Source organism: Marinobacter subterrani, from assembly GCF_001045555.1.
GTDB classification, from domain to species: Bacteria; Pseudomonadota; Gammaproteobacteria; order Pseudomonadales; family Oleiphilaceae; genus Marinobacter; species Marinobacter subterrani.
In genome coordinates, this window is record NZ_LFBU01000001.1 from 2,536,357 (window position 1) to 2,562,246 (window position 25,890).

Consider the following 25,890-nt stretch of genomic DNA (forward strand, 5'->3'; position numbering starts at 1 on the left):
TCAGAAGAAAGCCTTCTTCTGACCCCGTCTTGGAATCTGCCCCGGCGCTCAGATAATCCGCGAAAACCGCTGGCTGGCCCCTTCCTTCCGATACAAGTCGAAGATCTGGCAGATGGCCCGAATCAACAACCGGCCGGCAGGCTGGACCTGCAGCACCTGGCCCTCGTCGGCCACCAGTTCGTCCTTGATCATCGGGTGCAGGCGGTTGAGCTCGTCGGCGAAATAGCGGTCGAAATCCTCACCCCAGGCGTCGGCGAACTGCTGGCGATCCAGGCGGAACTGGCAGATCAGCTGGCCGATGACCCAGCGGCGGATGCGGTCGTCGCGGCTCAGGCTCACGCCACGGACCGTGGCCAGCTGACCGGCGTCGATGGCCGCTTCCCAGGCCGGCAGATCATGGTTGTTCTGGAAGTAGGCATCGTCGGTCTGTCCGATGGCGGAGACACCGAGTGATACCAGGTCGCAGTCCGAGTGGGTGGTGTAGCCCTGGAAATTCCGGTGCAGGCGGCCTTCCCGCTGGGCCACGGCCAGGCTGTCGTCCGGCTTGGCAAAGTGGTCCATGCCGATATACTCGTAACCGGCCTCCAGCAGGCGGTTGATGGTGTTGTGCAAAATGGTGAGCTTCTGCTGCGGGCTCGGCAGTGTCTCGGCCTGGATCCGGGTCTGGGGATAGAACCGGTCCGGCAGGTGCGCATAGCTGAACACCGAGAGACGGTCAGGGGACATCTCGATCACCGCTTCCAGGGTCTCGGCGAAGCTCTCCGGGGTCTGGTACGGCAGGCCGTAGATCAGGTCCAGGTTGATGGATCGGAAACCGATCTTCCGAGCTTCATTCAGTACCGCCTCGGTCATGTCCCGGGGCTGGATGCGGTTGACCGCTTTCTGCACCTCGGGGTTCACGTCCTGAACGCCCAGGCTGATACGGTTGAAGCCCAGGTCCCAGAGGGTCGGCAGGGTGTCCTGGTCCACTTCCCGGGGATCGATCTCCACACTGTAGTCCCGGTCGTCGCCGGTCTGCAGGTTGAACAGTTCGCCGTACCCTGCCATCAGGTGCTGCATTACATCCTTTGGCAGGAAGGTGGGCGTGCCACCGCCCCAGTGCAGTTGCTGGACCGGGCGATCGGCGCCGAACAGCTTCGACTGGATCGCCGCTTCCTTGAGCACCCGCTCCACGTAAGGCATGGCCTTGTCACGCTTCTTGGTGATCACTTTGTTGCAGGCGCAGTAGTAGCACAGGTGCGCGCAAAACGGCAGGTGGGTGTATAGCGAGATCGGGCCACCCGCGGCCTTGCTGCGCCCGGCCGCCTTGACCATGTCCTCGACCCGGTAGTTCGGGGTGAATTCCACCGCCGTCGGGTAGGAGGTGTAGCGGGGTCCGCTGAGGTCGTAACGCCGGATCAGGGCGTCGTCCCAGATGAAGGCGGGGAGGTCGTTTTTGGTGGCGGTGTTGGAGGCCATAAGTAACTCGGGTTTGGTCGGTGAAGTCGGGGTCAGATGAAGGCGTTCATCAGACCCCAAGTTTACTCCGGGGTCAGAAGAAAGCCTTCTTCTGACCCCTTTTTCAACGGCATTATCTCTGACTCCAGCCCCGAAGGGTTTGATGCGGGTCAGCTGATCATGACTTCAAGTCTAGCATCCCCCGCGCTGAACCACCCTTGCGCCCTTGGCGTATTCTGGCTACCTCTTTGGTGTAACCCGCAACTGCCGGAGTCCGTTCATGGCCAACCTCATTCTCATCCTGGGCGATCAGCTCTCCCCCAACCTCAGCGCCCTCGATGGAGCCGATCGCAACGAAGATCTGGTTGTCATGGCAGAAGTGCACGACGAGGCCAGTTATACCAACCACCACAAGAAAAAACTGGTGCTGCTGTTCAGCGCCATGCGCCACTTTGCCGACCACCTGCGGGAGGACGGCTGGCAGGTGCATTACCAGCGCTACCACCCGGACAACCCGCACCAGAGCCTGGAAGCGGTGGTGGCGGATCAGGTTCGGCAGCTGAACGCGGACAGGGTGATCACCACCGAATGCGGCGAGTGGCGCCTGCATGAACAAATCAGCCAGTGGCATGATCGTCTCGGTGTGCCAGTGGAGATCCGGCCGGATACCCGGTTCATCGCCAGCAAAGAGGAATTCGCCGATTGGGCAAAGGGCCGCAAACAGCTTCGAATGGAGTTCTTTTACCGGGAAATGCGCAAGAAAACCGGATTATTGATGACACCGGAGGGAGAACCGGAAGGCGGGCAGTGGAACTTCGATGCCGACAATCGCAAGAAATGGACCGGCAAGCCGCCGGCACCCGCGCCGTTCCAGGTGGAGCCGGATGCCACTACCCGGGAAGTGATCAAGCTGGTGGACGAGCATTTCAGCGATCACTTCGGCACCACCGACGACTTCCATTTTGCGGTGACGGCGGAAGATGCCCAAGCGGCCCTTGAACACTTCATCGACTTCGCCCTGCCCTGTTTCGGCGATTACCAGGACGCGATATCAGATACCGAGGACTGGCTCTTTCACTCCATTCTCTCGCCCTACATCAACTGCGGGCTGCTGGATCCACTGGCGGTGTGTGAGGCAGCGGCTCAGGCCTGGTATGCCGGCCGGGCGCCAATCAATGCGGTGGAAGGCTTTATCCGGCAGATCCTGGGCTGGCGGGAGTTTGTCCGAGGCATCTACTGGCTGAACATGCCGGCCTATGCACAGGAAAACCGCTTGGGCAACACACGCGCCCTGCCCTGGTTCTACTGGACCGGTGACACAAAAATGCGCTGCATGCACAAGGCTATTGACGCCACCCGGCGCAACGCATACGCCCATCACATCCAGCGGCTGATGGTCACCGGTAATTTCGCCTTGCTGGCCGGCATCAGACCCGAGGAGATCTGCGACTGGTATCTGGCGGTCTACGCCGATGCCTATGACTGGGTGGAACTGCCGAATGTGCTGGGCATGGTAATGCATGCCGATGGCGGCTACCTGGGCTCAAAGCCCTACGCCGCCAGCGGCAAGTACATCCAGCGCCAGTCGGACCATTGCAGCAACTGCCACTACAAGGTGAACAAGGCCACGGAGGACGATGCCTGCCCGTTCAACGCCCTGTACTGGCATTTCATCGACCGGCACCGGCATGAATTTGCGGGCAATCCCCGCATGGGTATGATGTACCGCAACTGGGACAAGCAGAAACCGGAAAGGCGGGAAGCGCTGCTCCGGCGCGCCGAACATCTGCTGGCGAACCTGGAGCAGCTTTAAGCATCAGTGGGGAGCAATCCGCTGTTCCGTCTCCGGATCAAAGAACACCACTTTTTTCATATCGAACATCAGCTCGGCGGTCTCGCCCCAGGTCACCGGGTGCTCCGGATCAATCCGGCAATGCACGTTGGTGTCGTTGAGCTGGATCAGCGCGATCACATCCGGGCCCGTGGGCTCGGTCACCTCGATGGTGAACTCGCCCTTGGTGACCAGGGTCTGATCGTTCTTCTGGTCCCGGGGCTGGGTGATGTGTTCCGGGCGAATGCCGAGGATCACCTGGCGGCCGACACGGTCGGACAGGTAGTCCGGTAACGGCAATTCAAGTTCGCTACCGTTGTTGCCCTGCACCTGCGCGTACAATCCCTGTCCGCCCTGCTCCACGGTGACCGGCACAAAGCTCATGGCCGGCGAGCCCATGAAGCCGGCCACGAACAGGTTGGCCGGTGTGTTGTACACCTCTTTCGGTGTACCCAGCTGCTGCAGCTCGCCATCCTTGAGCACGGCAATCCGGTCCGCCAGGGTCATGGCCTCGATCTGGTCGTGGGTCACGTACACGATAGTGGTTTTCAGGCGCTGATGCAGCTTCTTGATCTCGGTGCGCATTTCCACCCGCAGCTTGGCATCCAGGTTGGACAGTGGCTCATCGAACAGGTAGATGCTCGGCCGGCGGGCCAGGGCGCGGCCCATGGCGACCCGCTGCTGTTGTCCGCCGGAGAGGTTTGCCGGCTTCTTGTTCAGCAGGCCGGAGATCTGTAGCAGATCAGCCACCCGCTCCACCTCCTGATCAATCTCGGCTTTCGGCCGCCGCCGGATCTTGAGGCCAAACGCGATGTTCTCCCGCACGGTCATCGTGGGGTACAGGGCGTAGGACTGGAACACCATGGCGATGTCCCGGTCTTTCGGCTCCATGTTGGAGATGTCCTTGCCGTCAAGGACAATCGAGCCGTCGGTAATGGTTTCCAGGCCGGCAATAGTGTTCATCAGGGTGGATTTGCCGCAGCCGGAAGGGCCGACAAGAATGATGAATTCCCCGGACGCGATGTCGATGTCGATACCCTTGAGGGTCTCCTCGGCCACGCCCGGATAGGTTTTGCGGATGCTCCGCAGTTCCAATTGAGACATTGTTGTTATCCTCTCAGATCAACCTTTGACAGATCCGGCGGTCAGCCCCCGGATGAAATATTTGCCGGCGACGATGTAGACCACCAGTGTGGGCAGCGCAGCAATCATGGCCGCGGCCATATCCACGTTGTATTCCTTTACCCCGGTACTGGTGTTGACCAGGTTGTTCAGCGCCACGGTGATGGGCTGGCTGTCGCCACTGGCAAACACCACACCAAACAGGAAGTCGTTCCAGATCTGGGTGAACTGCCAGATCAGCGACACCATGAAGATCGGCGTCGACATGGGCAGCAGGATGCGGAAGAAAATGGTGAAAAAGCCAGCGCCGTCCAGCCGGGCCGCCTTGATCAGGGCATCCGGAATAGCCACGTAGTAGTTTCTGAAGAACAGCGTGGTGAAGGCCACGCCGTAGATCACGTGCACCAGCACCAGACCGGTGGTGGTGTTGGCCAGACCCAGCTGGCCGAGCGTCGCCGCCATGGGCAGCAGCACCACCTGGAAGGGCACGAAGCAGCCGAACAGCAGCATGCCGAAGAACAGGTTGGAGCCCTTGAACTTCCACTTGGACAGCACGTAGCCATTGAACGCGCCCAGCAGGGTGGAAATCAGCACGGCAGGCACGGTCATCTTGAACGAGTTCCAGAAGTAACCGCGGATCCCGCCACAATCCACACCGGTGCAGGCCTCGGACCAGGCTTTGGTCCAGCCGATGACGGTCCAGTCCGTGGGCAGGGACATCAGGTTACCGGTACGGATATCCATGGGCGTCTTGAAGCTGGTCACCAGCATGATGAACAGGGGAATCAGGTACACCAGGGCGGCCAGAAGCAATACACCGTAAACGGCCACGCGACTGGGACGAAAGCCGGTACGTACGACATCAGTCATGGCGCTTCTCCCTCAGTTCGGAATACAGATAAGGCACCAGCAGAGCGAGGATGGCGCCCAGCATGAGCATGGCGCTGGCGGAGCCAAGGCCCATCTGGCCCCGGGTAAAGGTATGGGTGTACATGAATACCGCTGGCAGGTCGGTGGAATAGCCCGGGCCACCGGCGGTCATGGCCATCACCAGATCAAAACTCTTGATGGCGATGTGGGCCAGTACCATCAGCGCGCTGAAAAATACCGGTCGCAGGGACGGCAGAATGATCTTGCCGTAGATCAGCGGCAGGCTGGCGCCATCCACTCGGGCTGCGCGGATAATGGAGGAATCCACACCCCGAAGTCCGGCCAGGAAAAGGGCCATAACGAATCCAGAAGCCTGCCAGACCGCCGCCATGACAATGGTGTAGATGGCCATGTCGGACTCCACCAGCCAGTCGAAACTGAATGAGGTCCAGCCCCAGTCGTGCATCAGCTTCTCCAATCCCAGGCTGGGGTTGAGAATCCACTTCCACACGGTACCGGTCACAATCATGGACAGCGCCATGGGGTAGAGGTAGATGGTGCGGATGGCACCTTCCTGGCGGATTCTCTGGTCCAGGAATATCGCCAGAAACACACCGATCACCAGGCAGCTCAGGATAAACAGGCCGCCAAAGATGCCCAGGTTAATCGAGGCGGTGAGCCAGCGATCGTTGGTCATCAGCTTGGCGTACTGGTCAAAACCGATGAATTCATACACCGGCAGAAAGCTGGAACTGGTGAACGACAGGATGCCAGTCCAGATCATGAAGGCGTAGATACCGACACCGACCAGCACGAAGGTCGGAGCAACAACCAGCTTCGGCAGCCAGCGCTGCAACGCGTCGAGAAAACGCGAGTGCGACCGGGCCATCCGGGCAGGTTGGCGTTGAATGTGTTCCATGAAATATCTCCCGAAAGGATCGGGGGCCACTCGCCATGGAATCTGGCGAGTGGCCCCCGCCGGATCACATGGCGGCCTTGATCGCGGCTGCCAGCTGATCGGTTGCCCGGGCGGGATCCTTGTCGTCGGTGTTCACGAAGTTGGTGACAACGTCAAAGATCTGGCCCTGGATATAGCTGGTGGTCGCCAGGCCGTGAGCAAAGCTCGGCACCAGCCCGCCATTTTTGGCACTGCTCTTGAAAGCATCCATGGAGGCCTGGGCACAGGCATCAAAGTTCGACATATCCATGTCGGTGCGCACCGGGATGGAGCCCTTGGCCTTGTTGAACACCGTCTGGAACTCCGGCTCCAGGATGGTGCGGGCCAGGTCCTTCTGCGCTTCGGTGTTCTCGTCGTCGTCCAGGCTGAACATGGCAAAGGAGTCCACGTTGAAGGTGAACTCACCGGCGGTGCCCGGTGCCGGCGCGCAGATGTAGTCCTCGCCCGGCGTCAGGCCGGCGGCAGTGAACTCGCCCTTGGCCCAGTCACCCATGATCTGCATGGCCGCGTCACCCCGGATCACCATGGCAGTGGCGGTATTCCAGTCCCGGCCGGCAGCGTTGTCGTCGACGTAGCTCATCACCTTGGCAAACTCGGAGAACACCTTTTCCATCATCGGGCTGTTGATCACCTCCATGTCATGCTCCACAAAGGCTCTGGCGTAGTCCTCCGGCCCCATAACGGCCAGAGCCACGGCTTCAAATACGGTGGCGTCCTGCCAGGGCTGGCCACCATGAGCCAGGGGAATTACCCCGGCGGCCTCCAGTTTTTCGGCAGCCTTGTAGAATTCATCGAGCGTCGTGGGCACCTTGACGCCGGCCTTTTCCAGCACATCCGGGTTGGCCCACAGCCAGTTCACCCGGTGCACGTTGACCGGCACCGCCACATAGCTACCCTCGTATTTCATGACATCGGCAATGACCGGCGGGATCAACTGGTCCCAGTTGTTGGCCTCGGCGACATCATCCAGGCTGGTGAGAAAACCCAGCTTGGCCCACTCCTGGATATCCAGGCCCTTGATCTGGGCAGCGGCGGGCGGATTACCGGAAACGGCACGGGTCTTGAGCACGGTCATGGCGGCCTCACCGCCACCGCCGGCCACGGCAAAGTCTTTCCAGGTGTGGCCCTGTTCTTCCATCATTTCCTTCAGGGCGGCCGCGGCGCGGGCTTCACCGCCGGCGGTCCACCAATGCAGCACTTCCACTTCACCAGCCTGGACAGCAGTGGCCGGCAACAGGGCAGCCGAGATGGCTGCGGCAGTCAGGGTTTTCTTCAGGATATTCATAGTCATTCCTTCCTGTTTTGTTGTCTTGATCAGGTTCAGAACCAGATTTCCATTTGAGTACCGAAGGTCCACTGGGCGCTCTCGAAATCACTGTCGGCACCCAACGGATCGCCGGCTGCGTAGCTTTCAAGCTTGTCGTCCCAGGTGGAGTAGCTGGCGAACACCCGGATCTCCGGGCGGTTCCAGAAGCCACCCACCTGGGGTTTGAAAGTCGGCGCGATGGTGAAACGGCTGTAGTCACCATCGACGGCGTTGCGGCCATCGTAGCCCATGGTCTTGAGATCCATGGTCTGCCAGGACGCCTCATACTGCATCTCGAAATTGGCGGTAATCTCGTTGGCCAGCCGGGCGTTGAAGGTCAGCCACTGATACTCGTCTCCCTCGAGGTAACGGTCGGTGCTGGTTTCCGCCATGATGGCCGGGGCAAAGCGCCAGGTGTCCGTCAGATAGGTGGTGCCATAGGCGGCGACCCGGGTGCTGCTCGCGTCTTCATTCAGGTTGCCGTCGGCGCCGAGGTTCTTGGTCTCGGCACCGAGGCCCTGCCCGTGCAGCACGGCCACCTTGAAGGTGCCGTCAGCCATGCCGAAGAAGCTGTCGCCATGGTAGGCGAGCATGGTGTGAATACCGGTTTCGGCGGCCGACGTATTGGTGCCATTCACCAGACGCTGGTCATTGTCCTGGGCTTTCATGCCACTGAGGGTCCACTGCCAGTTGCCGAAGTAGTTGTCGGCGGTCAGGATCAGGTTATCGGTGCTGTAGCTCCCGGAGGGCACAAAGTCGGTATCCGCCGGAAAATCTATAAAACTGCGGCCATACAGGGAGAAGTTGGATTTCACATTGTCGCTGAACCTGACGTCGTAGATCCCGGCACCCAGGCCACCGAGAAAGATGATATCGCTGTCCAGCCAGTGGATGTCGAAGTTGAGATCCCGGTCAAAGCGTTTGCCGGCCCAGATTGACGAGTCCTCGAAGATGCCAGAGAAACTGGCCAGATTGCTGAACTCGACATAGGCCTGGCGCACATTCAGGGCGCCATCACCGGCGGTCCAGTCGTTCGAGGACGTGGTGGAATCGGCAATCATCAGGCGGTAGTGGGATTGAGTCCCATTCTCCGCCACCTGTTTGTAGTTCAGGATGGCCTCTAGATAGGTGTCCGGCTCGTTACCAAGGCGGCCCACCGGGCCTCCCACCGAACCGGCCGGCGTCAGGTAGGGACCACCCGGCACGCTCTGCAGGTCACCGCCGAGCAGCAGTCCGGAGCGGGCGTAGGTGTTGAAGGAAAAGCCTTCCAGGCCGTTGGCCTTTGGCTCAACGTCGGCCAGCCTGGCTTCAAGGGCTGCCAGACGTTCCTCAACACTCTGAGCTTCCTGGTTTTGATCCTGGGCCTGGGCCTGTCCCGCCATCAGTCCCAGCGAAACCAGGCTGACGGCAACGGCAAGCAGATGCCCTTTGGAGATGGTTTTTACAGACGTGGTGCCATACGTAGTGTTGAACATTTTGACTCCTTGTTTTTGTTGTATTGGCAACTCTGGAGTCTATGGCAGGAAACCGAAACACTAAGTATCAAACAGAAAGCCCCATGTAACAGCGTTGTTACATGGGCAGTGTTACATGGGCAGTTCAGTGGCGGGGCAGCGTGAGCGTTACGTGCAGGCCACCCTCGGGCCGATTGCTGATCTCCAGCTCGCCGCCATGGCTCTGGGCAATGTTCCGGGCGATGCCCAGGCCCAGGCCAAAGCCCTGGCGCTGGTTGTCATCCAGCCGGTAGTAGGGCTCGAAGATGCGTGCAAGCTGGTCTTCGGAGACCCCCGGGCCCTCGTCTTGCACATGGATGGCCAGCCGGCCCGGCCCGTCTTCAAGGCGAACCAGCGCCTTGTGTCCATACTTGACGGCGTTATCCACCAGGTTGCCGAAACACCGCTTCAGGGCCAACGGCTTGCCCCGGTAGGGCCGGCAGTGGCCCTGCACCGTGACACGACCCGAGGCCTCTCCCTGATAGGCTTCCGCCATGCCTTTGAGCATGCGCTCCACATCCACGGGCTCGGCATTCTCGTGTATGTCGGTATCCTTCATCGACTGCAGGGCGTTTTTGGCCAGCAGCTCCAGTTCCTGGAGGTCCGCCTCAAGCCGCTCACGCATCACGTCGTCGTCGATCAGATCCACCCGCAACCGCAGCCGGGTAATCGGGGTTTTGAGATCATGGGAAATGGCCCGGAACATCTGATTCCGGTCGCTGATGTAACTCTGCAGCCGCCGCCGCATGGTATTGAAGCTGCGAGTAACCGCCAGGATTTCCGCACTGCCCTGCTCCGCCAATGGAGGCTGGCTGTCATCCAGCGGCAGGTCGCGGGCGGCTTTGGCCAGTTTGCGCAAGGGCCGCGTCTGTTGCCGTATCAGCCAGGCAAGTACGGGGAACAGAATGGCGATCATCACCACCAGGAACAGGATCTGCTGCCCCGGTATCCCCTCGTCCTCGAGCGATACATAGGGCGCCGGAAGCGCGGCCGCCAGGTACAGCCATTCGCTCTCCGTCACTTCGATCTGGGTAACCAGAACCGGCGGATTCAGCGGCTCCAGCGTCAGGGCATAATGGGCCCAGGAGGGCGGCAGGGCATCCAGCGGCAACTCGGTATTCAGGATGCGGACATTATCAGGGTGCACGAACTCGACGTGCAGATTGATCTGGTTGCCAAGGCGCTTGCGCAACTCCGACTCCACGACCTCAGTCACCAGCCGTTTGCGCTCGGTATCAGGTAATGAGGTCATCTTGATCAGATTGTCATTGAGCGAGACAAAAAACCGGGTGCCACCCATGTCGCGGAGCTGGTCCAGCACAATGTGCCGGTATTCCTGGGGCAGTGAGTTGAAGAACTGCGCCGTTGCCGCTGCCGACTGGGCCAGGTTACGGGTGGTAGCAACAAGCCCCTGCACCTGTTGCGCCCTGAAGGTGGCGATCCAGGCGACACTGGAAATGACCTGGGCACTGGCCATTGCCAGCAGGGTCAGCAGCAGTACCCGACCCAGGAGCGAGGAAGGGAACCAGCGGATGGAGGCAAACCAGCGCCTCGAAGGAAAGCCAGGGCGGGATGCGGGCCGGAGCTTTCCGGAATCACTCGGGGGCATGAGTCACCGTTGCCGCCAGAAGGTAGCCCGAGCCTCGCACGGTCTTGATCAGTTTCGGGTCCCGCCCCTGATCCCCAAGCCGCTGGCGCAGCCGGCTGACCGCCACATCCACCACCCGGTCCAGGGGCATGGACTCCCGGCCCCGGGTAACGCCCGATATGGTATCCCGGTCCAGCACCTCGTTGGGGTGGGCAAGAAACAGCTGTAATAGAGCGAAATCGGCCCCCGAGAGCGGCGTTCGCTCGCCAGTGTCGTTCAGGAGCTCGTGGGCCAGGGTATCAAGGCGCCAACGATCAAAAAGCACAAATCTGGGGTTGCCTGCCACCGCGAAGCGCGCCCGGCGCAGCAGGGCCTTGACCCTGGCCTGAAGCTCCCGGGCGCTGAAGGGTTTGGCCAGATAGTCATCGGCCCCCAGCTCAAGCCCCACCACCCGGTCGGTTTCGTCGGAACTCGCGGTGAGCATGATGATCGGTACCCGGGAGTGCTCCCGGATTTCCCGGCAGAGGGTAAAGCCGTCGTCGCCCGGCATCATGACATCCAGCACGATCAGATCCACCGGGCCGGCTTCAAGCTGCCGGCGCATGGCATCGCCTTCTGCCGCAGTGCGTACATCATAGCCGACCCGCGACAGGTGCTCCTGCAACAATTCGCGGATGGCAGCGTCGTCGTCAACGACCAGCAGGGAGGATTTTGCATCTGTCATGGGAGTCCATTTTGTTGTTGTTTGTCATTACTAGAATATGTCCTAAAGTTGGGAGGTAAAAGGCCCTGTGGCCTGTTACTCTCATGGAACTGTCCAACTTAACAAGGATGCCAGGGTCACCATGCATTTCCGGCCACGGGGCGTGGGTCTGGCGGGCCTGCTTGTGCTGTCCTCTGCAAGCGCTCAGACACCCACCCCACAACTTGATCTTTACACCTTTCCGGCGCCGCCTTATCAGGTTACCGGGCCCAGCCATAACGCGCTGGACCACGTAGCCGGCGAAACCGTGGAGACCGTCGACTGCGCCGCCGGCCAGATTGGCTGGTCCACCCGTATCCGGCTTGCACCGCCCAACCGGGGCCTGCACTCGCTACGACGGAACCTGATCGACGGTTACTTTGCCATCGACCCATCGCCGGAACTGGACGCCGTGGCGGATCACAGTGATCCGCTGGCTCTGGAGAAATGGTATTTCTTCTCCCGTAAGCAGGAGCCAAACCCGGAGCCATCACGGATTGGCGTGGTGTCCGGCAGCAATGAAGAAGCCTGGCTTCTGGCCAATGGCTACCCGGTGTACCTGAGTGTCGCCTCTCCTGAACAGTTGCTGGCCCTGCTGCGACGTGGCCGCATTGATACCGCCCTGATGGACGAGCGGGTCATGGCCAGCCTGCAACAGAGGGCCCCTGAAAGCCAGGCCGAGCTGCAGGCCGACTTCGTTCGCTACGCGCCGCTCCACCTTTATCTCAGCGCAAACTTTACCGCAAAGCACCCGGACTTTCTGACTGACTTCAACCGGGCTCTGCCGGACTGCATGGCGGCCCGCCTGAAACTGTCCGAGGAGGAAACAAGGAAAGTTCAGAAAATAGCCTCGGCGCTGATGCAAGGGCTGAACCAGACCCTGGACCTGCGCGAGGCAATCAAGGAAGGCCCGCATGTGGCGAACGTCACCAATGTGCTGACCATCGATGCCAAATGGCGGGCCCTGGCCCCCGGGATCGCATCACCCATGGCCGAGCAGATTCTGGGGCTGCCCGGTTCCCGGGCTCTGGGAGACTGGCGAGTTGCGCAAAACGGCATGATCACCGAAATACTGCTGATCAATGAGGCCGGTACCCTGGCAGCTCTCACCAGCCTGTCAACCGATTACTGGCAGGGCGATGAAGCCAAGTTCCAGAACGCAATGCCGCCACTATACAGCGAACAGATCGAGGGTCGGGTGGCGTATGTATCACCCATTCACTACGACGCTTCAACGGGCCGGTTCCAGATCACCGTGAGCCATCCGGTTGTCTCCTGGGACGGCTCGGAAGTCGTGGGCGTGGTCGCCATGGGGCTGAATATCGAATCGGTGCTGAAAAAGGCCGACTCGGGCCAGCCCTGAACGAGGCTAGCGAAACCGGTCGCCATGGCTGCTGGCCTGGACGGCGAAGTCCACTGGAGAGAAAGGCCCGGGACGGCCCCTGGCCTTGAGAAAGGGGCTTCGGGCACCATCAACGAGATAGACCTTGCGCGGGCGGTTCTGCGCTCGGGCGTTCGAACTTCTGCGCGTTTTCTTTGCCTGGTGCTGTGCCATTGAGATCCCTCCATCGGCATGTAATAAGGCATAGTAATTACCCCTATTACTATAACTCTGGCCTCTTTCCCCGATGTTTCAAGGCCGAACCCACCCCTTTCGGGGTTGAAATAGCTCTCTCTGTAGCTACGGTCAAAGGAGTATCAACAACACAGGAGGTAAGTCATGGCACGTCACCAAGACCTTTTCCCAACCCGCCTTGAACGCAAACTGAGCATGTTCGAGCGGCTCGACCCGGTAGTCCATACCCCCGAAGAGAGGCTGGGAGAGGGTCCATTATCGGAAGACCAGGTCCGGGAATTTGATGAACGTGGTTTTCTGTTTTTCGACTCTTTTTTCGATAAAGCAGAGATGGAGAAATTCATCGAGGAGCTTCAGGAGTACGAGGAAGATGAAGACCTCAAGCTCTCCGAGGGCACCATTCTGGAGCCCGGAAAGGAAGAAATCCGGTCCATCTTCGGAATCCACGAAATCTCCAAACGTTTTGACCGGCTTACCCGGGACCCGCAGCTGCTGAAGATTGTCAAGCAGCTGCTCGACAGCGATGTTTATATCCATCAGTCCCGGATCAACTACAAGCCCGGGTTCAAGGGCAAGGGCTTCAACTGGCACTCGGATTTCGAGACCTGGCACAGTGAGGACGGCATGCCACGCATGCGCTGCCTGAGCTGTTCCATCGTGATGACCGACAACAACGAATTTAATGGCCCGCTGATGCTCATCCCCGGCTCCCACAAATACTTTATTCCCTGTGTTGGCCGGACACCGGAAGACAACTACAAGGAATCCCTGAAAATGCAGGATCTGGGGGTACCCGACGGGGCGAGTCTGACCAGAATGATGAATGAAAACTCGATCGAAGCGCCGAAAGGCCCTGCCGGCTCGCTGATCATTTTCGAGTGCAATACGCTGCACGGCTCCAACGCCAACATGTCCTGCTGGCCGCGAAGCAACCTGTTCTTTGTCTACAACAGCGTGCACAACACCCTGACGGAACCGTTCTGCGGCAATAAACCAAGGCCGGAATTCCTGGCCAACCGCAAGAGCTGGGATCCGCTCAAACCGGTCTGAACCGGACTCAGGGTGGCCCGATCTCGCAGGCCAGCACCAGGGCCCAGAATTCCGAGAAATCGTTGACCACCACATCCGGCCTGTCCGGGTGTTTGTGGGTGCCGGGGAAGATCCGGTTCAGCCAGGGCTGATCCCACTGGGCGCCGTTAAAAAACACCGAGGTCATGCCCGCCCGCTTGGCAGCAATGACGTCCGTGGTGCTGTCCCCGACGTACCAGACGCTTGGGCCCGGCGGGTAATCGAGCTTCTGCACCGCCAGCAGCAACTGATCCGGATGGGGTTTGCGGAGGGGCGTGTCGTCTCCGCAGACGTCGACGTCAAAGAGAGGGGTCCAGCCGGTGTCTTCCACCGCAGCCAGTTCGTGTTCGAAAAACTCCCGGTCCCGGTTGGTGATTACCCCCACCTCGATGTTCAGCCGTCTGAGGCCTTCCAGCACCTCACGCACCTTGGGCTCAAAGGCCTTGACTGTGCCGTAGTGCTTCCGATAATGGTGGTTGAACGCTTTATGGGCGATTTGCTTGGCTTCCTGGTTTTCCCCGAACAGCACTTCGAAAATGTCGGTGCGGGAAATCTTCCGGTCGGCTTTTACCTTCGGGTGCAGCCTCGCAAACTCGCGTACATAGGCCACCAGCTTGACGTCTTCCGGCGTCTTGCTGTCCTCGGGGGCCACCATCCGCTCCATCAACCCGAGCCTGTGAAAATCCGGCAGCATGTCATCAACGGCGTGGTACATGGCGTCCAGCGTATCCACCAGGGTGGCGTGCCAGTCGAACAGGATCACCGCAGGCCGGATCAGTTTAACCACGGCCGGGTGCCAGTCCGGTTCTATGCGAGGTTCTGGCCGTCGGGGCGGCGGGAAGGGCCGGGGTCGGACTTCAGCAGGCGCCTGGCGGAAGGCTTCCGGCTGGTGCCGTTCCAGCAGGGCCAGCAGATCCATCAGGTCTTCGAAACTGTCCAGAATGGCTGCGGGCGCATCCCGGTATGAGAACCAGCTGTCGATCCGGGCCGGATCCCAGCAGGCACCATTGTAGAAAACGCCGGATACGCCGGCCCGGTTGGCGGTGAGCATATCCACGTAACTGTCACCCACATACCAGGCGCGCTTATCGGCCGGCAGGCCGAGTTTCTCAAGGGCTTTGAGAATAACCTCCGGATCGGGTTTGTACTCGGTGACATCATCGGCGCAGACCGTGGCGTCAAACAAATGCTGCCAGCGGCCTTCGTCTACCGTGCGCAGTTCTTTGTCCAGGAACTCACGGTTGCGATTGGTGGATATTGCCAGCCGGATCCCCATGGCTTTCAGGGCCGACAGGTACTCGTAGGCGCCGGACTGGAAGGGTCTCACCTGGCCGAAATACCGGCGATAGGCCGCGTTGTACGCCTTGTGAGCAATCAGCCTGGCGTCTTTGTCGTCGCCAAAGATAGCGTTAAAAATGTCGGTCCTGGACACCCTGCGCTCCGCCAGGATGCGCGGATGCAGGCGCCGGAAAATCCGGATATAGCGCACCAGGCGAGCGTCATCTGCCGTGCGGCACTGGTCTTCCGGCAGCAGCCGCTCCACCAGCCCCAGCTCCTCCAGCTGCGGCAGCATGTCTTCCATGGCGCTGAACATGGCATCGTGAGTGTCGACAAGCGTACCGTGCCAGTCAAAGATCAATACCGACGGCGCCGGCAAATGGTCGCTGAATCGGGCCATGAACAATCCTTTGGAGTTTCAGGAACGTACAAGTTTTCACTTTCAGTAAAAACCATTTTTTGCCAATGCACAAAAAACCCCATCTCCCCGAGAAAATCTGCCCGGCCTGCAACCGGCCCTTTGCCTGGCGCAGGAAATGGGCGAAGGACTGGGAAAATGTCCGCTATTGCAGCGAACGTTGCCGACGTGCCCGGAGTAGCCCGCGATGACAACAATTGTCTGGTTCAAACGGGACCTGCGCACCCGGGACCACGCACCGCTGGTGGCTGCCACCGCACTGGGCGAGCCGGTCATTCCGTTGTACGTGATGGAGGACGACTACTGGCAGCTACCCGACACCAGTGGTCGCCAATGGGGCTTTATCCGGGACTCGCTTGAGGATCTGGACCAGCAATTGCGAAACGCCGGAAGCAAGCTGCTGGTGATGCGTGGGTCCGTGGTTGAAGCCCTCAAGCAGCTACGCGCCAGCCATGGTGTTGATCGCGTGTTCTGCCACCAGGAAACCGGCGGCAGCTGGACCTTCAGGCGTGACAAGGCGGTTATTGAATGGTGTGTGGAAAATCAGGTGGCCTTCCGGGAATGGCGCCAGTTCGGCGTGGTTCGCCGGCTGCGAGACCGGGATGTCTGGGACCGGGCCTGGACCGACCTGATGCGCGCATCACCCCTGGAAGCCCCACCGTTCATTCCCGGCACTGGACTGATCACGACCACCGGGCAACACCACTCACCCAGGGAGTTCGAACTGGCGGATCGCTGCCCGGACCGCCAGGCCGGTGGCAGCCAGCGCGGCGAGAAACTGCTGACCTCATTTCTGGAGCGACGCTGTGTCGGCTACCAGTACAATATTTCCAGCCCTGTTACTGCCGTTCGCGCCTGCTCCCGGCTTAGCTCACACATTGCGTACGGCACGGTGAGCCTCCGGGAAATCTATCAGCAGGCCAAGGCCACCGGCAATCACCGCAACACCCTGCCTCGCAAACAGAGAAGCCTGACCAGCTTCCGCTCGCGCCTGCACTGGCACTGCCATTTTATGCAGAAACTGGAAGACGAACCGGAGCTGGAATTCCGCGCCATGCACCGGGAGCTGGAAGCACTCAAAACCGGGCCCAACAATACCGAACGGCTGCAGCGCTGGGAGGAAGGCCAGACCGGGTGGCCCCTGGTGGACGCCTGCATGCGCTCCCTTGACCACACCGGCTGGATCAACTTTCGTATGCGGGCGATGCTGATGGCCCTCGCCAGTTACCAGCTATGGCTGCACTGGCGCGATCCGGCGCTGCATCTGGCCCGGCTGTTCACCGACTTTGAGCCGGGTATCCACTACGCCCAGGCCCAGATGCAATCCGGCCTCACCGGCATTAATGCGTTACGCATCTACAACCCGGTGCTGCAGAGCCGGAAGCTGGACCCGAAGGGCGAATTTATCCGCCGCTGGATTCCGGAACTGGCCGGCGTGCCGGCAGAACTGATTCACACCCCCTGGCTGATGACGCCAACGCAGAAGGACCGGTTCGGCGGCAACACCTACATTGCCCCGATATGCGACCACGAGCAGGCCGCCCGCGCCGCCCGCAAGGCCATCGGCGACTTCCGGAGCAACCATGTGAGCCGGCCCGAAACCGACCGGGTATTGCAGCGACATGGCAGCCGGAAAGGCCCGGTTCAGAAGCGACCCACAGTGCCATCGGGGAACCACTCCGATCAGCTATCGCTGTTCGACTAGTCAGTCACCGCCTGTCTCCTCCGGTTTCGGGACAGGGATCAATTCCGGTTCAGTTGCCGATCTCTTCAGCCTGCCGCTGCCCCCCATTGCCACTGAATCACTTCCGGCATATCCACGCCGTGCTCGATGATGTAATGCTGATGATCTATGAGCCGGTCCCGCAGCCACTGTTTCAGGTAGGCGGCCCGAGCCCCCAGTTGCGGTACCCGGTCGATCACATCTGCCGCCAGATGGAAACGGTCCATGTCGTTGAGCACCACCATGTCGAACGGCGTGGTGGTGGTGCCTTCCTCCTTGTAGCCGCGCACATGCAGATTCTTGTGGTTGGTGCGCCGGTAGGTCAGGCGATGGATCAGCCAGGGGTAGCCATGGTAAGCAAAAATGACCGGTTTGTCGGTGGTGAACAGGGTATCGAAGTTCTTGTGCGACAGCCCGTGCGGGTGTTCCGCCTGGTCCTGCAGAGTCATGAGATCCACCACATTGATCACTCGCACCCTGAGCTGGGGTAGGTGGTAGCGCAGGATATCCACCGCCGCCAGAACCTCCAGGGTAGGCACGTCGCCGGCACAGGCCATCACCACATCCGGCTCACTGTCCTGATCGTTGCTGGCCCACTCCCAGATGCCGATACCTGCGGTACAGTGCTTGATGGCCGCGTCCATGCCGAGCCACTGTGGCTCAAGCTGCTTACCGGCCACGATCACATTCACGAAGTTGCGCGAACGCAGGCAGTTGTCGGTTACGCACAGCAGGGTGTTGGCATCAGGTGGCAGGTAGACGCGAATAACGTCGGCTTTCTTGTTCACCACATGGTCGATAAAGCCGGGATCCTGGTGTGAGAAGCCGTTGTGGTCCTGGCGCCAGACGTGGGACGTCAGCAGGTAGTTGAGTGAGGCGATGGGACGACGCCAGGGAACCTCGCTGCCGGCAACCTTGAGCCATTTGGCATGCTGGTTGAACATGGAATCGATGATGTGAATGAAGGCCTCGTAGCAGGAAAACAGCCCATGCCTGCCGGTCAGCAGGTACCCTTCCAGCCAGCCCTGGCAGGTGTGCTCGGAGAGGATCTCCATGACCCGGCCGTCCGGCGCCAGGTGGTCGTCTCCCGGCAGGGTCTCGGCCATCCAGGCGCGGTTGGTCACCTCGAACAGGGCGCCAAGGCGGTTGGAGCTGGTCTCATCCGGCCCCATCACGCGGAAGTTCCGCGTCTGGGTATTCAACTGCATGACGTCGCGCAGATAGGTGCCCATTACCCGGGTCGATTCCGCCTGTTCCGTGCCCGGGCTGGTGACGGCAACCGCAAATTCGCGAAAGTCGGGCAGTTGCAGATCCCTGATCAGCAACCCGCCGTTGGCGTGCGGGTTGGCGCCCATGCGCCGTTCACCTTTCGGCGCCAGGGCGGCCAGCTCCGGTCTCAGGGCTCCGTTCGGGTCGAACAGTTCTTCAGGGCGGTAGCTTTTCATCCAGTCTTCAAGCAGTTTCAGATGCTCCGGATTGCCCGCCATCGCCGAGATGGGTACCTGATGCGAGCGCCAGGTCCCTTCACTCTTCAGGCCATCCACTTCTTTCGGGCCGGTCCAACCCTTCGGTGTGCGCAGGATAATCATTGGCCACCGCGGGCGGGAGGTCGTGCCCCCGGTGCGGGCTTCCTGCTGGATCGCCCGGATCTCGGCCATGACCGTATCAAGGGTCGCCGCCATACGCTGGTGCACCCGCGCTGGCTCGTCGCCTTCAACGAAATAGGGCTGGTAGCCATAGCCGATGAACAGGCTCTCCAGCTCCTCACGGGGAATGCGCGCCAGCACGGTGGGGTTGGCGATTTTGTAGCCGTTCAGATGCAGAATCGGCAGTACCGCGCCGTCCCGGGCGGGGCTCAGAAACTTGTTAGAGTGCCAGGCGGTGGCCAGCGGGCCGGTTTCAGCCTCACCGTCACCGACCACGCAGGCGGCTATGAGGTCCGGATTGTCGAATACCGCGCCGAAGGCATGGGACAGGGAGTAACCGAGCTCGCCGCCTTCGTGGATGGAGCCCGGGGTTTCCGGCGCCACGTGGCTCGGTATGCCACCGGGAAACGAGAATTGCCTGAACAACCGCTGCATGCCCGCCGCGTTCTGCGGAATGTTCGGATAAAGCTCGCTGTAGCTGCCTTCCAGCCAGGTATTGGCAACCAGACCCGGCCCTCCATGTCCGGGGCCGGTGATGTATAGGATGTTCAGATCCTGCGCTCTGATCATCCGGTTCAGGTGTACGTAGATAAAGTTCAGCCCCGGGGTGGTTCCCCAGTGCCCCAGAAGGCGTGCCTTGACATGTTCCGGCGTCAGCGGCTCGGTGAGCAGGGGGTTGTCGCGCAGGTAGATCTGCCCCACCGAGAGGTAGTTGGCCGCCCGCCAGTAAGCGTCCATTCTGTGGAGTTCATCCGGCGCCAACGGGCCCGGTTCGACACTGCTTTTTTCCGCTGGCATAGGCTGTTTCATGATCAGATCCTCCACGGAATCCTGCATGAATGTGTTCCAGGCATGGGCCGCGCGCGGACATAAAGATTACTGACGCCCGTCGCGGCCGCTGGCCGGAAATACCGCTGATTCCGGGGTTAATCAGATCGCCTGAACAACCTCCGAAAGCATATCCCTGACTTTCCCGGCGACCTGCTTGAGCTCGTCGTTATCAATGGCGGACATGGAGGAGACGGGATCGACCGCGCTAACCTCAACTCCCTCCGACACCTCACGAAGAATAACGTTACAAGGCAGCATGGCACCGACGCGAGGCTCCAAACCGATTGCCTCCCAGGCCATAGCCGGATTGCAGGCACCGAGAATCCGGTAGGCGGGCATGTCCTTGTCCAGCTTCTTCTTCATGGTGGCCTTGACGTCGATTTCCGTCAGCACCCCAAAACCATGATCGGTCAGCGCCTGACGCGTTCTCTTGTCCACGCCCTCAAAATCGGCATCTTTGATAATTCGATTGATCGTGTACGACATGGCTGGCTCCTATGATTCAGACAGTTAACGATCATTCACCGAGCTTGACCACCCTCAAGCGCAGTGCATTCGTGATCACGCTTACCGAGGACAGCGACATGGCAGCGGCTGCGATAATCGGCGACAGCAGTACGCCGAAGAACGGATACAGAACCCCGGCGGCAATAGGCACACCGGCGGCATTGTAGATGAAGGCGAAAAACAGGTTCTGCCGGATGTTGCGCATGGTTGCCGAAGACAGTCGACGTGCCTCCACAATCCCCATCAGATCGCCCCGCAACAAGGTTATACCGGCACTTTCGATGGCGACATCCGTGCCGGTGCCCATGGCAATGCCGACATCCGCCGTTGCCAGGGCCGGCGCATCGTTCACACCGTCACCGGCCATGACCACAATGCGGCCTTCGTCTTTCAGGCGCTGGACGATTTTGCCCTTGTCCTCCGGCAGGACTTCCGCCTCCACTTCGTCAATGTGCAGTTTGCGGGCAACCGCTTCGGCCGAGGTGCGGTTATCGCCAGTCAGCATGACGACCCGGATGCCGTCTTTCTGCAGGGCGGCGATGGCCGCTCCGGTGGTTTCCTTGACCGGGTCGGCAATGGCGAGAAGGCCGGCCACTTTGCCGTCAACGGCGGCGAAAATCACCGTGGCGCCGTCCTTTCGGAGCTGATCGGCTTCCTGTTCAGAGCCGGAGATATCAACGCCTTCGGCTTCCATCAGCAGACGGTTGCCAATCAAAACCTGCTTCCCCTCGATCTTGCCGGTTACGCCTTTGCCGTTGGGCGAGTCAAAGCCTTCAGCGTCGGGCAGGGTCAGGCCCATGGCCTCCGCCTTGTCGAGAACCGCATGAGCCAGCGGGTGCTCACTGCCCTTCTCCAGGCCGCCGGCAAACCGCATCAGGTCTTCCTCACTGAATCCCTCGGCCGGGACCAGCTTTGTAACCTGAGGTTTGCCCTCGGTCAGCGTACCGGTCTTGTCCACCACCACGGTGTCCACTTTTTCCATGCGCTCAAGGGCTTCCGCATCGCGGATCAGCACCCCGCTCTGGGCGCCCCGGCCGACACCCACCATGATCGACATGGGCGTGGCCAGCCCCAGGGCACAGGGGCAGGCGATGATCAGCACACTGACCGCCGCGATCAGTCCGAAGGCCATGGGTGGCGTCGGCCCAAAAACGGACCAGACGATGAAGGCAATGATGGCGATCAGGATCACCGCGGGCACAAAATAGCCCGCCACCTTGTCCGCCAGGCCCTGAATCGGTGCCCGGCTGCGCTGGGCGCTGGCCACCATCTGGACGATCTGGGACAGCATGGTGTCGCGGCCTACCTTGTCGGCCCGCATGATGAAGCTGCCCTGCTGGTTGATGCTGCCGCCGATCACCTGATCGCCCGCTTTCTTGCTGACCGCCAGGGGCTCGCCGGTGACCATGGATTCATCCACGTTCGAGCTGCCCTCCAGCACCTCGCCGTCCAGCGGCACCTTGTCTCCGGGCCGAACCCGCAGGCGGTCGCCAACCTTGACCTGGTCCAGCGACACATCGGACTCGCCGCCCTGGTCGTCCAGCTTCCGGGCGGTCGCGGGCGCCAGGTCCAGCAGGGCCTTGATGGCACCGGAGGTTTTCTCCCGCGCCCGCAATTCCAGCACCTGCCCCAGCAATACCAGCACCACGATGACCGCCGAGGCCTCGAAATACACGGCAACCGAACCATCGGCCTGGCGGAACGCCGCCGGGAAAATACCGGGTGCCAGTGTCGCCACCAGGCTGTAGATGAGGGCGACGCCGGTACCAATGGCAATCAGCGTGAACATGTTCAGGTTTCGGCTGACCACGGATTTCCAGCCCCGGACAAAGAACGGCCAGCCACACCAGAGCACCACGGGCGTGGCCAGCACCAGCTGGATCCAGTTGGACGTCTGGGGGGCCATGATGTGGTCAATCCCGAAAAAGTGCCCTCCCATTTCAAGAATAAATACCGGCAGTGCCAGCGCCAGGCCGATCCAGAAGCGCCGCGTCATATCCTTGAGTTCTTCCGAGGGGCCGTCATCCAGGCTGACCTGCTCCGGCTCCAGAGCCATGCCGCAGATGGGGCAGTCGCCCGGTCCCTGCTGGCGAATTTCCGGATGCATGGGGCAGGTGTACATGGTGCCCGGCGCTACCGGCTCTCGCGGCTTCTGCTCTTCACCAAGATACTGTTCCGGGTTGTCATCGAACTTGGCCTGGCAGTGTGACGAACAAAAGTACCAGGTTTTGCCAGCGTGCTGGCTTCGATGCTCCGCGCTGTGGGGGTCCACCGACATGCCACAGACCGGGTCCTTGGCCGCATGCTCGCCGGATTGCCCGTGATCGTGATGATCATGGTTATGGGCGTGTTGGTGCTCAGCCATTTCGGCCTCCGGTTCTGTTTGCAGGCCAGTCGGCAAACGCAATGAAATAGAGCAGGACAAGATTAACGAGGGGAATCAGGATCAGCAGCCCCATCCACCCCGGGAACCCGGCACGTTGGCAAATACGCCAGGCCGGGATGACCAGGATAATGGCAATCACCAGCATCCACAGCCAGTGCCCTGTCCAGAGTGCATAGCCAGACATGTCACCTCCCATCATGATCGTTACCTTCGTTTATTACTGGCTTCCGTAGTGGTGGGTATGAGACGCCTCATGGCCGGAGCCGCGACCCGCGACAGTTTGAGGAAGGCGGTCAGCACCAGGCCCATTACCAGAGTGTAGACCAGAGTGTGCTCCTGGATGCTGCCCGGAGAGTCCCGGGCCCGTTAAACGGCGGGGTCAGCGCCGGCAACAGCAGGCCGGCAAAGCCGCCTATCAGGCCTTTCTTCATCGTATCTACCTTAAAAGGTACGGCTGGAGAGTACGGGCCGGCCCTGGAACCGCCAGCCCGGGATACTCTGTTCAAGTGGCAGGGCTCAATCAGTTAAAGTTGACCTCGCCATACATGCCGGACTGATAGTGGCGGGGCACGTTGCGGGCAATCTCGATGTCGGCTTGCCGGGTGAACTTCGAGATCACTTCCCTGCTCTGTCCCGGCCTGCCAACGTTTGCGCCATGCCCGCCACTGTGAGCACACCCGCAGCAAACACTGTCGCAGACACCGACATTGCAGAGACTAAAGCCAAAAGCATGGATACATTCATCCGGTCTTCTCCCGTGAAACGGTTTGGGCTTGAGCGCCCCCTTGATTCGCTCTGAAAATTGAGCAATACCAGTAAACGGTTGATACAGTCGCGCATCAACCTGAACTCATGCTGAAAATGACAAACTATTTAGCATTCAGGCAGGATTGCGCTTACTGCTCGTCGAAGATGACCGTCTGTTGGCTGAGGGACTAGGCAGCCAGTTGCAGAACGCGGGCTTCAGCGTGGACACTAGCCATACCGCCAAAGATGCGCTAGTCCTGGCTGAACAGGAAGACTGATGGAACAACTCTATAACCTGAACGACAGCCCGAGCGAAAACGTCATTGAGGCTTATATCCGAAGGCTCAGGAAGCTGGTGGGCAGTGAGGCCATCTTGACACGGTGGGGCCAGGGGTATCTGTTCAATGAAATCGTTTAAAGAGACCTATAGCGATGCTGCCGAGCGGGCAGCCTGATCATACAGGCCCGAGATACCCCGTAAAAAGCTCGCAATGGACCCAAGGTCGGTATTCGAGAACCCAAGAGTCCGGAGTGAATCCACCAGACAGCTTTCCCGGATTTCGGCGTAGGCATCACACACAAACGTACCTTTTTCTGTGATCGAATAGAAGGTTTCCTTGCCCCGGCGCTCCGATATCACCACTTCGTGCTTCAAGAGCTTTTTCAGTGCGTAAGTGACCGTGTGGGTATCCTCCACGTTGAGCACCAAACAAATGTCTGCGGATTTCTTTGATCTCCCGCGGTGATTTACGCTGTGCATAACCAGAATATCCAGCGGACTGAGGTCCGGAAGCCCGGCCGCGTTCATGCACCGCACCATCCAACGGTTGAACGCGTTACCCGCGACAATCAGCCCGAATTCGAGCTCCGAGAGTTCCGCAGCACTGCCGGACAGATGGGCCGAAGACACAATCGGCCCAATGCTTTTCCCTCCAGATGTCTGGGTGCTGCCTTGCCTCGGCGGTTTATTGCCTTCGTCTTTTATCATTAGCCCACCACGACAATCCTGTTCGAGTTTACGATGCCCTCCCTTACTCTGGGCGGGCCAGGGTTCTATCAATTTCCCATCTGATTGGGAAGGAACGTCACAATCTGTGGGAAGACCGTTATCAGCATTACCCCAGCGAGTAACAGCAGGAAATAGGGTAATGCCGCCAGAGCCACCCGGATTATATTTTCCCCGGTCAGCCCCTGAATGACAAACAGGTTAAACCCGACTGGCGGTGTAATCTGGCTCATTTCCACCACGATCACCAGATAGATCCCGAACCACATGGGATCAATGCCAGCCGCCTCAACCATCGGCAATATAACCGACGTAGTCAGTACAACGACGGAAATACCATCCAGGAAGCACCCAAGCAGAATGAAGAACAACGTCAGCGCCAGCAGCAACATGCCGGGCGATAAATTCAGAGTGCTGATCCACGACGCCAGCTCTCTGGGAATGCCAGTAAAGGCCATGGAAACCGTCAAAAAATGGGCACCCACAAGAATAAACGCGATCATGGTGGAGGTTTTTACCGTCCCCATCAAAGCCTGGACAAAGGTCTCCCCGGTCAGGGAGCCGCCACGCCAAGACAACAGGTGCGCGAGTGCGACACCCACCGCCGCAGACTCTGTTGGTGATGCAAATCCGCCATAGATTGAGCCGATCACCCCTACAATCAGCAACACAACCGGTATCAGGGGCTTGCTGCGCCTTACCTTCTCAGCCAGTGGAAGGGCTTCTTCTTCGTCGGCTGGAACACCTGACGGATTCAGCTTGGACCAGATTACGACGTAGCCGGCAAAAAGAACCATCAGCAGCAAACCAGGAAGAATACCCGCCACGAACAGTCGGGCAATGGACTGTTCAGTGGCAACACCATAAACAATGAGAATGATCGATGGGGGAATCAACAGGCCCAGGGTCGCGGAACCGGCCAGGGTGCCCAGGATTTGCTTGCGATCGTATCCGCGTTGAGTGAGCTCAGGTATCGACATCTTCCCGATGGTCGCTGCCGTAGCCGCCGAGGAGCCGGAAATCGCCGCGAAGATACCGCAGCCGATAATATTGGTATGCAGCAGGCGACCGGGAATCCGGCCGACCCATGGAGCGATACCGGTAAACATTTCTTCGGACAACCGGGATCGGAACAGAACTTCCCCCATCCATATAAACATAGGCAACGCCGCAAGCTCCCAGGACACGCTGGCGCCGTAAAATGAGGTCGCCAGGCTGGTACCAACCGGAATATTGCTGAAGAAATGCAGCGCAGCCAGACCGGTGGCGGTCAGGGCAAAAGCCACCCACAGCCCCGCCGCGAGCAGGATCAGAAGCCCAGTCAGCAACAGCAGGCTCATTGAAATCATGTCCATGG

21 protein-coding genes and 1 pseudogene are annotated in these 25,890 nt (G+C 60.0%); 6 read left to right on the plus strand and 16 right to left on the minus strand.

Going from position 1 to position 25,890, the window contains the following annotated elements; translation table 11 throughout:
- Nucleotides 1-48: 48 nt before the first annotated feature.
- Nucleotides 49-1,458, minus strand: coding sequence for an oxygen-independent coproporphyrinogen III oxidase (gene hemN, locus msub_RS11840; RefSeq protein WP_082146477.1), 1,410 nt, complete (start codon nucleotides 1,456-1,458; stop codon nucleotides 49-51).
- 259 nt (nucleotides 1,459-1,717) lie between these two features.
- Between hemN and msub_RS11845 the strand changes: the two genes are divergently transcribed.
- Nucleotides 1,718-3,250 (plus strand): cryptochrome/photolyase family protein, encoded by a 1,533-nt coding sequence (locus tag msub_RS11845; RefSeq protein ID WP_048496206.1) that lies wholly within the window; start codon nucleotides 1,718-1,720, stop codon nucleotides 3,248-3,250.
- A gap of 3 nt (nucleotides 3,251-3,253) precedes the next feature.
- Here the strand turns inward: msub_RS11845 and msub_RS11850 are convergent, their stop codons facing one another.
- The 7 genes from msub_RS11850 to msub_RS11880 form a co-directional block, all read right to left on the minus strand.
- Nucleotides 3,254-4,372 carry an ABC transporter ATP-binding protein gene (locus msub_RS11850; protein ID WP_048496207.1) on the minus strand — a complete coding sequence of 373 codons (1,119 nt, stop codon included), beginning with the start codon at nucleotides 4,370-4,372 and terminating at the stop codon, nucleotides 3,254-3,256.
- Between the two features lie 18 nt (nucleotides 4,373-4,390).
- Nucleotides 4,391-5,260, minus strand: a complete 870-nt coding sequence (locus msub_RS11855; RefSeq protein ID WP_048496208.1) for a carbohydrate ABC transporter permease — start codon at nucleotides 5,258-5,260, stop codon at nucleotides 4,391-4,393.
- Nucleotides 5,253-6,179 carry a carbohydrate ABC transporter permease gene (locus msub_RS11860; protein ID WP_048496209.1) on the minus strand — a complete coding sequence of 309 codons (927 nt, stop codon included), beginning with the start codon at nucleotides 6,177-6,179 and terminating at the stop codon, nucleotides 5,253-5,255. The genes msub_RS11855 and msub_RS11860 overlap by 8 nt, the downstream gene beginning before the upstream one ends.
- 64 nt (nucleotides 6,180-6,243) lie before the next feature.
- The gene (locus msub_RS11865) at nucleotides 6,244-7,503 is read right to left on the minus strand and encodes an ABC transporter substrate-binding protein (RefSeq protein ID WP_048496210.1); all 1,260 of its coding nucleotides are present in this window, start codon (nucleotides 7,501-7,503) and stop codon (nucleotides 6,244-6,246) included.
- A 35-nt stretch (nucleotides 7,504-7,538) separates the two neighbouring features.
- Nucleotides 7,539-8,999, minus strand: a complete 1,461-nt coding sequence (locus msub_RS11870) for a carbohydrate porin (RefSeq protein WP_048496211.1) — start codon at nucleotides 8,997-8,999, stop codon at nucleotides 7,539-7,541.
- A 124-nt stretch (nucleotides 9,000-9,123) separates the two neighbouring features.
- Complete coding sequence (locus msub_RS11875) at nucleotides 9,124-10,494, minus strand: ATP-binding protein (RefSeq protein WP_227506803.1); 1,371 nt, start codon at nucleotides 10,492-10,494, stop codon at nucleotides 9,124-9,126.
- A 118-nt stretch (nucleotides 10,495-10,612) separates the two neighbouring features.
- Entirely contained in the window at nucleotides 10,613-11,329 is a 717-nt protein-coding gene (locus tag msub_RS11880) for a response regulator (RefSeq protein WP_048496212.1), read from the minus strand.
- Nucleotides 11,330-11,450: 121 nt separating this feature from the next.
- Between msub_RS11880 and msub_RS11885 the strand changes: the two genes are divergently transcribed.
- Entirely contained in the window at nucleotides 11,451-12,710 is a 1,260-nt protein-coding gene (locus msub_RS11885) for a transporter substrate-binding domain-containing protein (RefSeq protein ID WP_048496213.1), read from the plus strand.
- Nucleotides 12,711-12,716: 6 nt separating this feature from the next.
- On the opposite strand, the gene msub_RS21160 is transcribed toward msub_RS11885, so the two are convergent.
- Nucleotides 12,717-12,902, minus strand: coding sequence for a hypothetical protein (locus msub_RS21160; protein ID WP_082146479.1), 186 nt, complete (start codon nucleotides 12,900-12,902; stop codon nucleotides 12,717-12,719).
- 165 nt (nucleotides 12,903-13,067) lie between these two features.
- Between msub_RS21160 and thpD the strand changes: the two genes are divergently transcribed.
- Nucleotides 13,068-13,973: an ectoine hydroxylase gene (gene thpD / locus msub_RS11890; protein WP_048496214.1), complete on the plus strand. Its 906-nt coding sequence runs from the start codon at nucleotides 13,068-13,070 to the stop codon at nucleotides 13,971-13,973.
- Between the two features lie 7 nt (nucleotides 13,974-13,980).
- Here thpD and msub_RS11895 read toward each other — a convergent pair whose 3' ends face one another.
- Nucleotides 13,981-15,669, minus strand: a complete 1,689-nt coding sequence (locus tag msub_RS11895) for an HAD family hydrolase (RefSeq protein ID WP_048496215.1) — start codon at nucleotides 15,667-15,669, stop codon at nucleotides 13,981-13,983.
- A 65-nt stretch (nucleotides 15,670-15,734) separates the two neighbouring features.
- Here msub_RS11895 and msub_RS21165 point away from each other — a divergent pair, with 65 nt between their 5' ends.
- The gene (locus msub_RS21165) at nucleotides 15,735-15,878 is read left to right on the plus strand and encodes a DUF2256 domain-containing protein (protein WP_082146552.1); all 144 of its coding nucleotides are present in this window, start codon (nucleotides 15,735-15,737) and stop codon (nucleotides 15,876-15,878) included.
- Entirely contained in the window at nucleotides 15,875-17,392 is a 1,518-nt protein-coding gene (locus msub_RS11900) for an FAD-binding domain-containing protein (protein WP_048496216.1), read from the plus strand. The genes msub_RS21165 and msub_RS11900 overlap by 4 nt, the downstream gene beginning before the upstream one ends.
- 65 nt (nucleotides 17,393-17,457) lie before the next feature.
- On the opposite strand, the gene msub_RS11905 is transcribed toward msub_RS11900, so the two are convergent.
- The 4 genes from msub_RS11905 to msub_RS11920 all read right to left on the minus strand — a co-directional run bounded on the left by msub_RS11905 (nucleotide 17,458) and on the right by msub_RS11920 (nucleotide 22,979).
- Nucleotides 17,458-19,866, minus strand: coding sequence for a phosphoketolase family protein (locus tag msub_RS11905; RefSeq protein WP_048497091.1), 2,409 nt, complete (start codon nucleotides 19,864-19,866; stop codon nucleotides 17,458-17,460).
- Nucleotides 19,867-19,986: 120 nt separating this feature from the next.
- Nucleotides 19,987-20,373: a DUF302 domain-containing protein gene (locus tag msub_RS11910; RefSeq protein WP_048496217.1), complete on the minus strand. Its 387-nt coding sequence runs from the start codon at nucleotides 20,371-20,373 to the stop codon at nucleotides 19,987-19,989.
- A 31-nt stretch (nucleotides 20,374-20,404) separates the two neighbouring features.
- A complete protein-coding gene (locus msub_RS11915; RefSeq protein WP_048496218.1) occupies nucleotides 20,405-22,759 on the minus strand; it encodes a heavy metal translocating P-type ATPase in 2,355 nt (784 codons plus the stop codon).
- A complete protein-coding gene (locus tag msub_RS11920; RefSeq protein ID WP_048496219.1) occupies nucleotides 22,752-22,979 on the minus strand; it encodes a membrane protein in 228 nt (75 codons plus the stop codon). Before msub_RS11920 ends, msub_RS11915 begins: the two co-directional genes overlap by 8 nt.
- 819 nt (nucleotides 22,980-23,798) lie before the next feature.
- Here msub_RS11920 and msub_RS22190 point away from each other — a divergent pair.
- A pseudogene (locus tag msub_RS22190) lies at nucleotides 23,799-23,945 on the plus strand (helix-turn-helix domain-containing protein); the annotation flags it as partial.
- A gap of 6 nt (nucleotides 23,946-23,951) precedes the next feature.
- Here the strand turns inward: msub_RS22190 and msub_RS11925 are convergent.
- Together msub_RS11925 and msub_RS11930 are read right to left on the minus strand one after the other, a co-directional pair.
- A complete protein-coding gene (locus msub_RS11925) occupies nucleotides 23,952-24,437 on the minus strand; it encodes a winged helix DNA-binding protein (RefSeq protein ID WP_227506716.1) in 486 nt (161 codons plus the stop codon).
- A gap of 146 nt (nucleotides 24,438-24,583) precedes the next feature.
- Complete coding sequence (locus msub_RS11930; RefSeq protein ID WP_048496221.1) at nucleotides 24,584-25,888, minus strand: TRAP transporter large permease; 1,305 nt, start codon at nucleotides 25,886-25,888, stop codon at nucleotides 24,584-24,586.
- Nucleotides 25,889-25,890 lie beyond the last annotated feature (2 nt).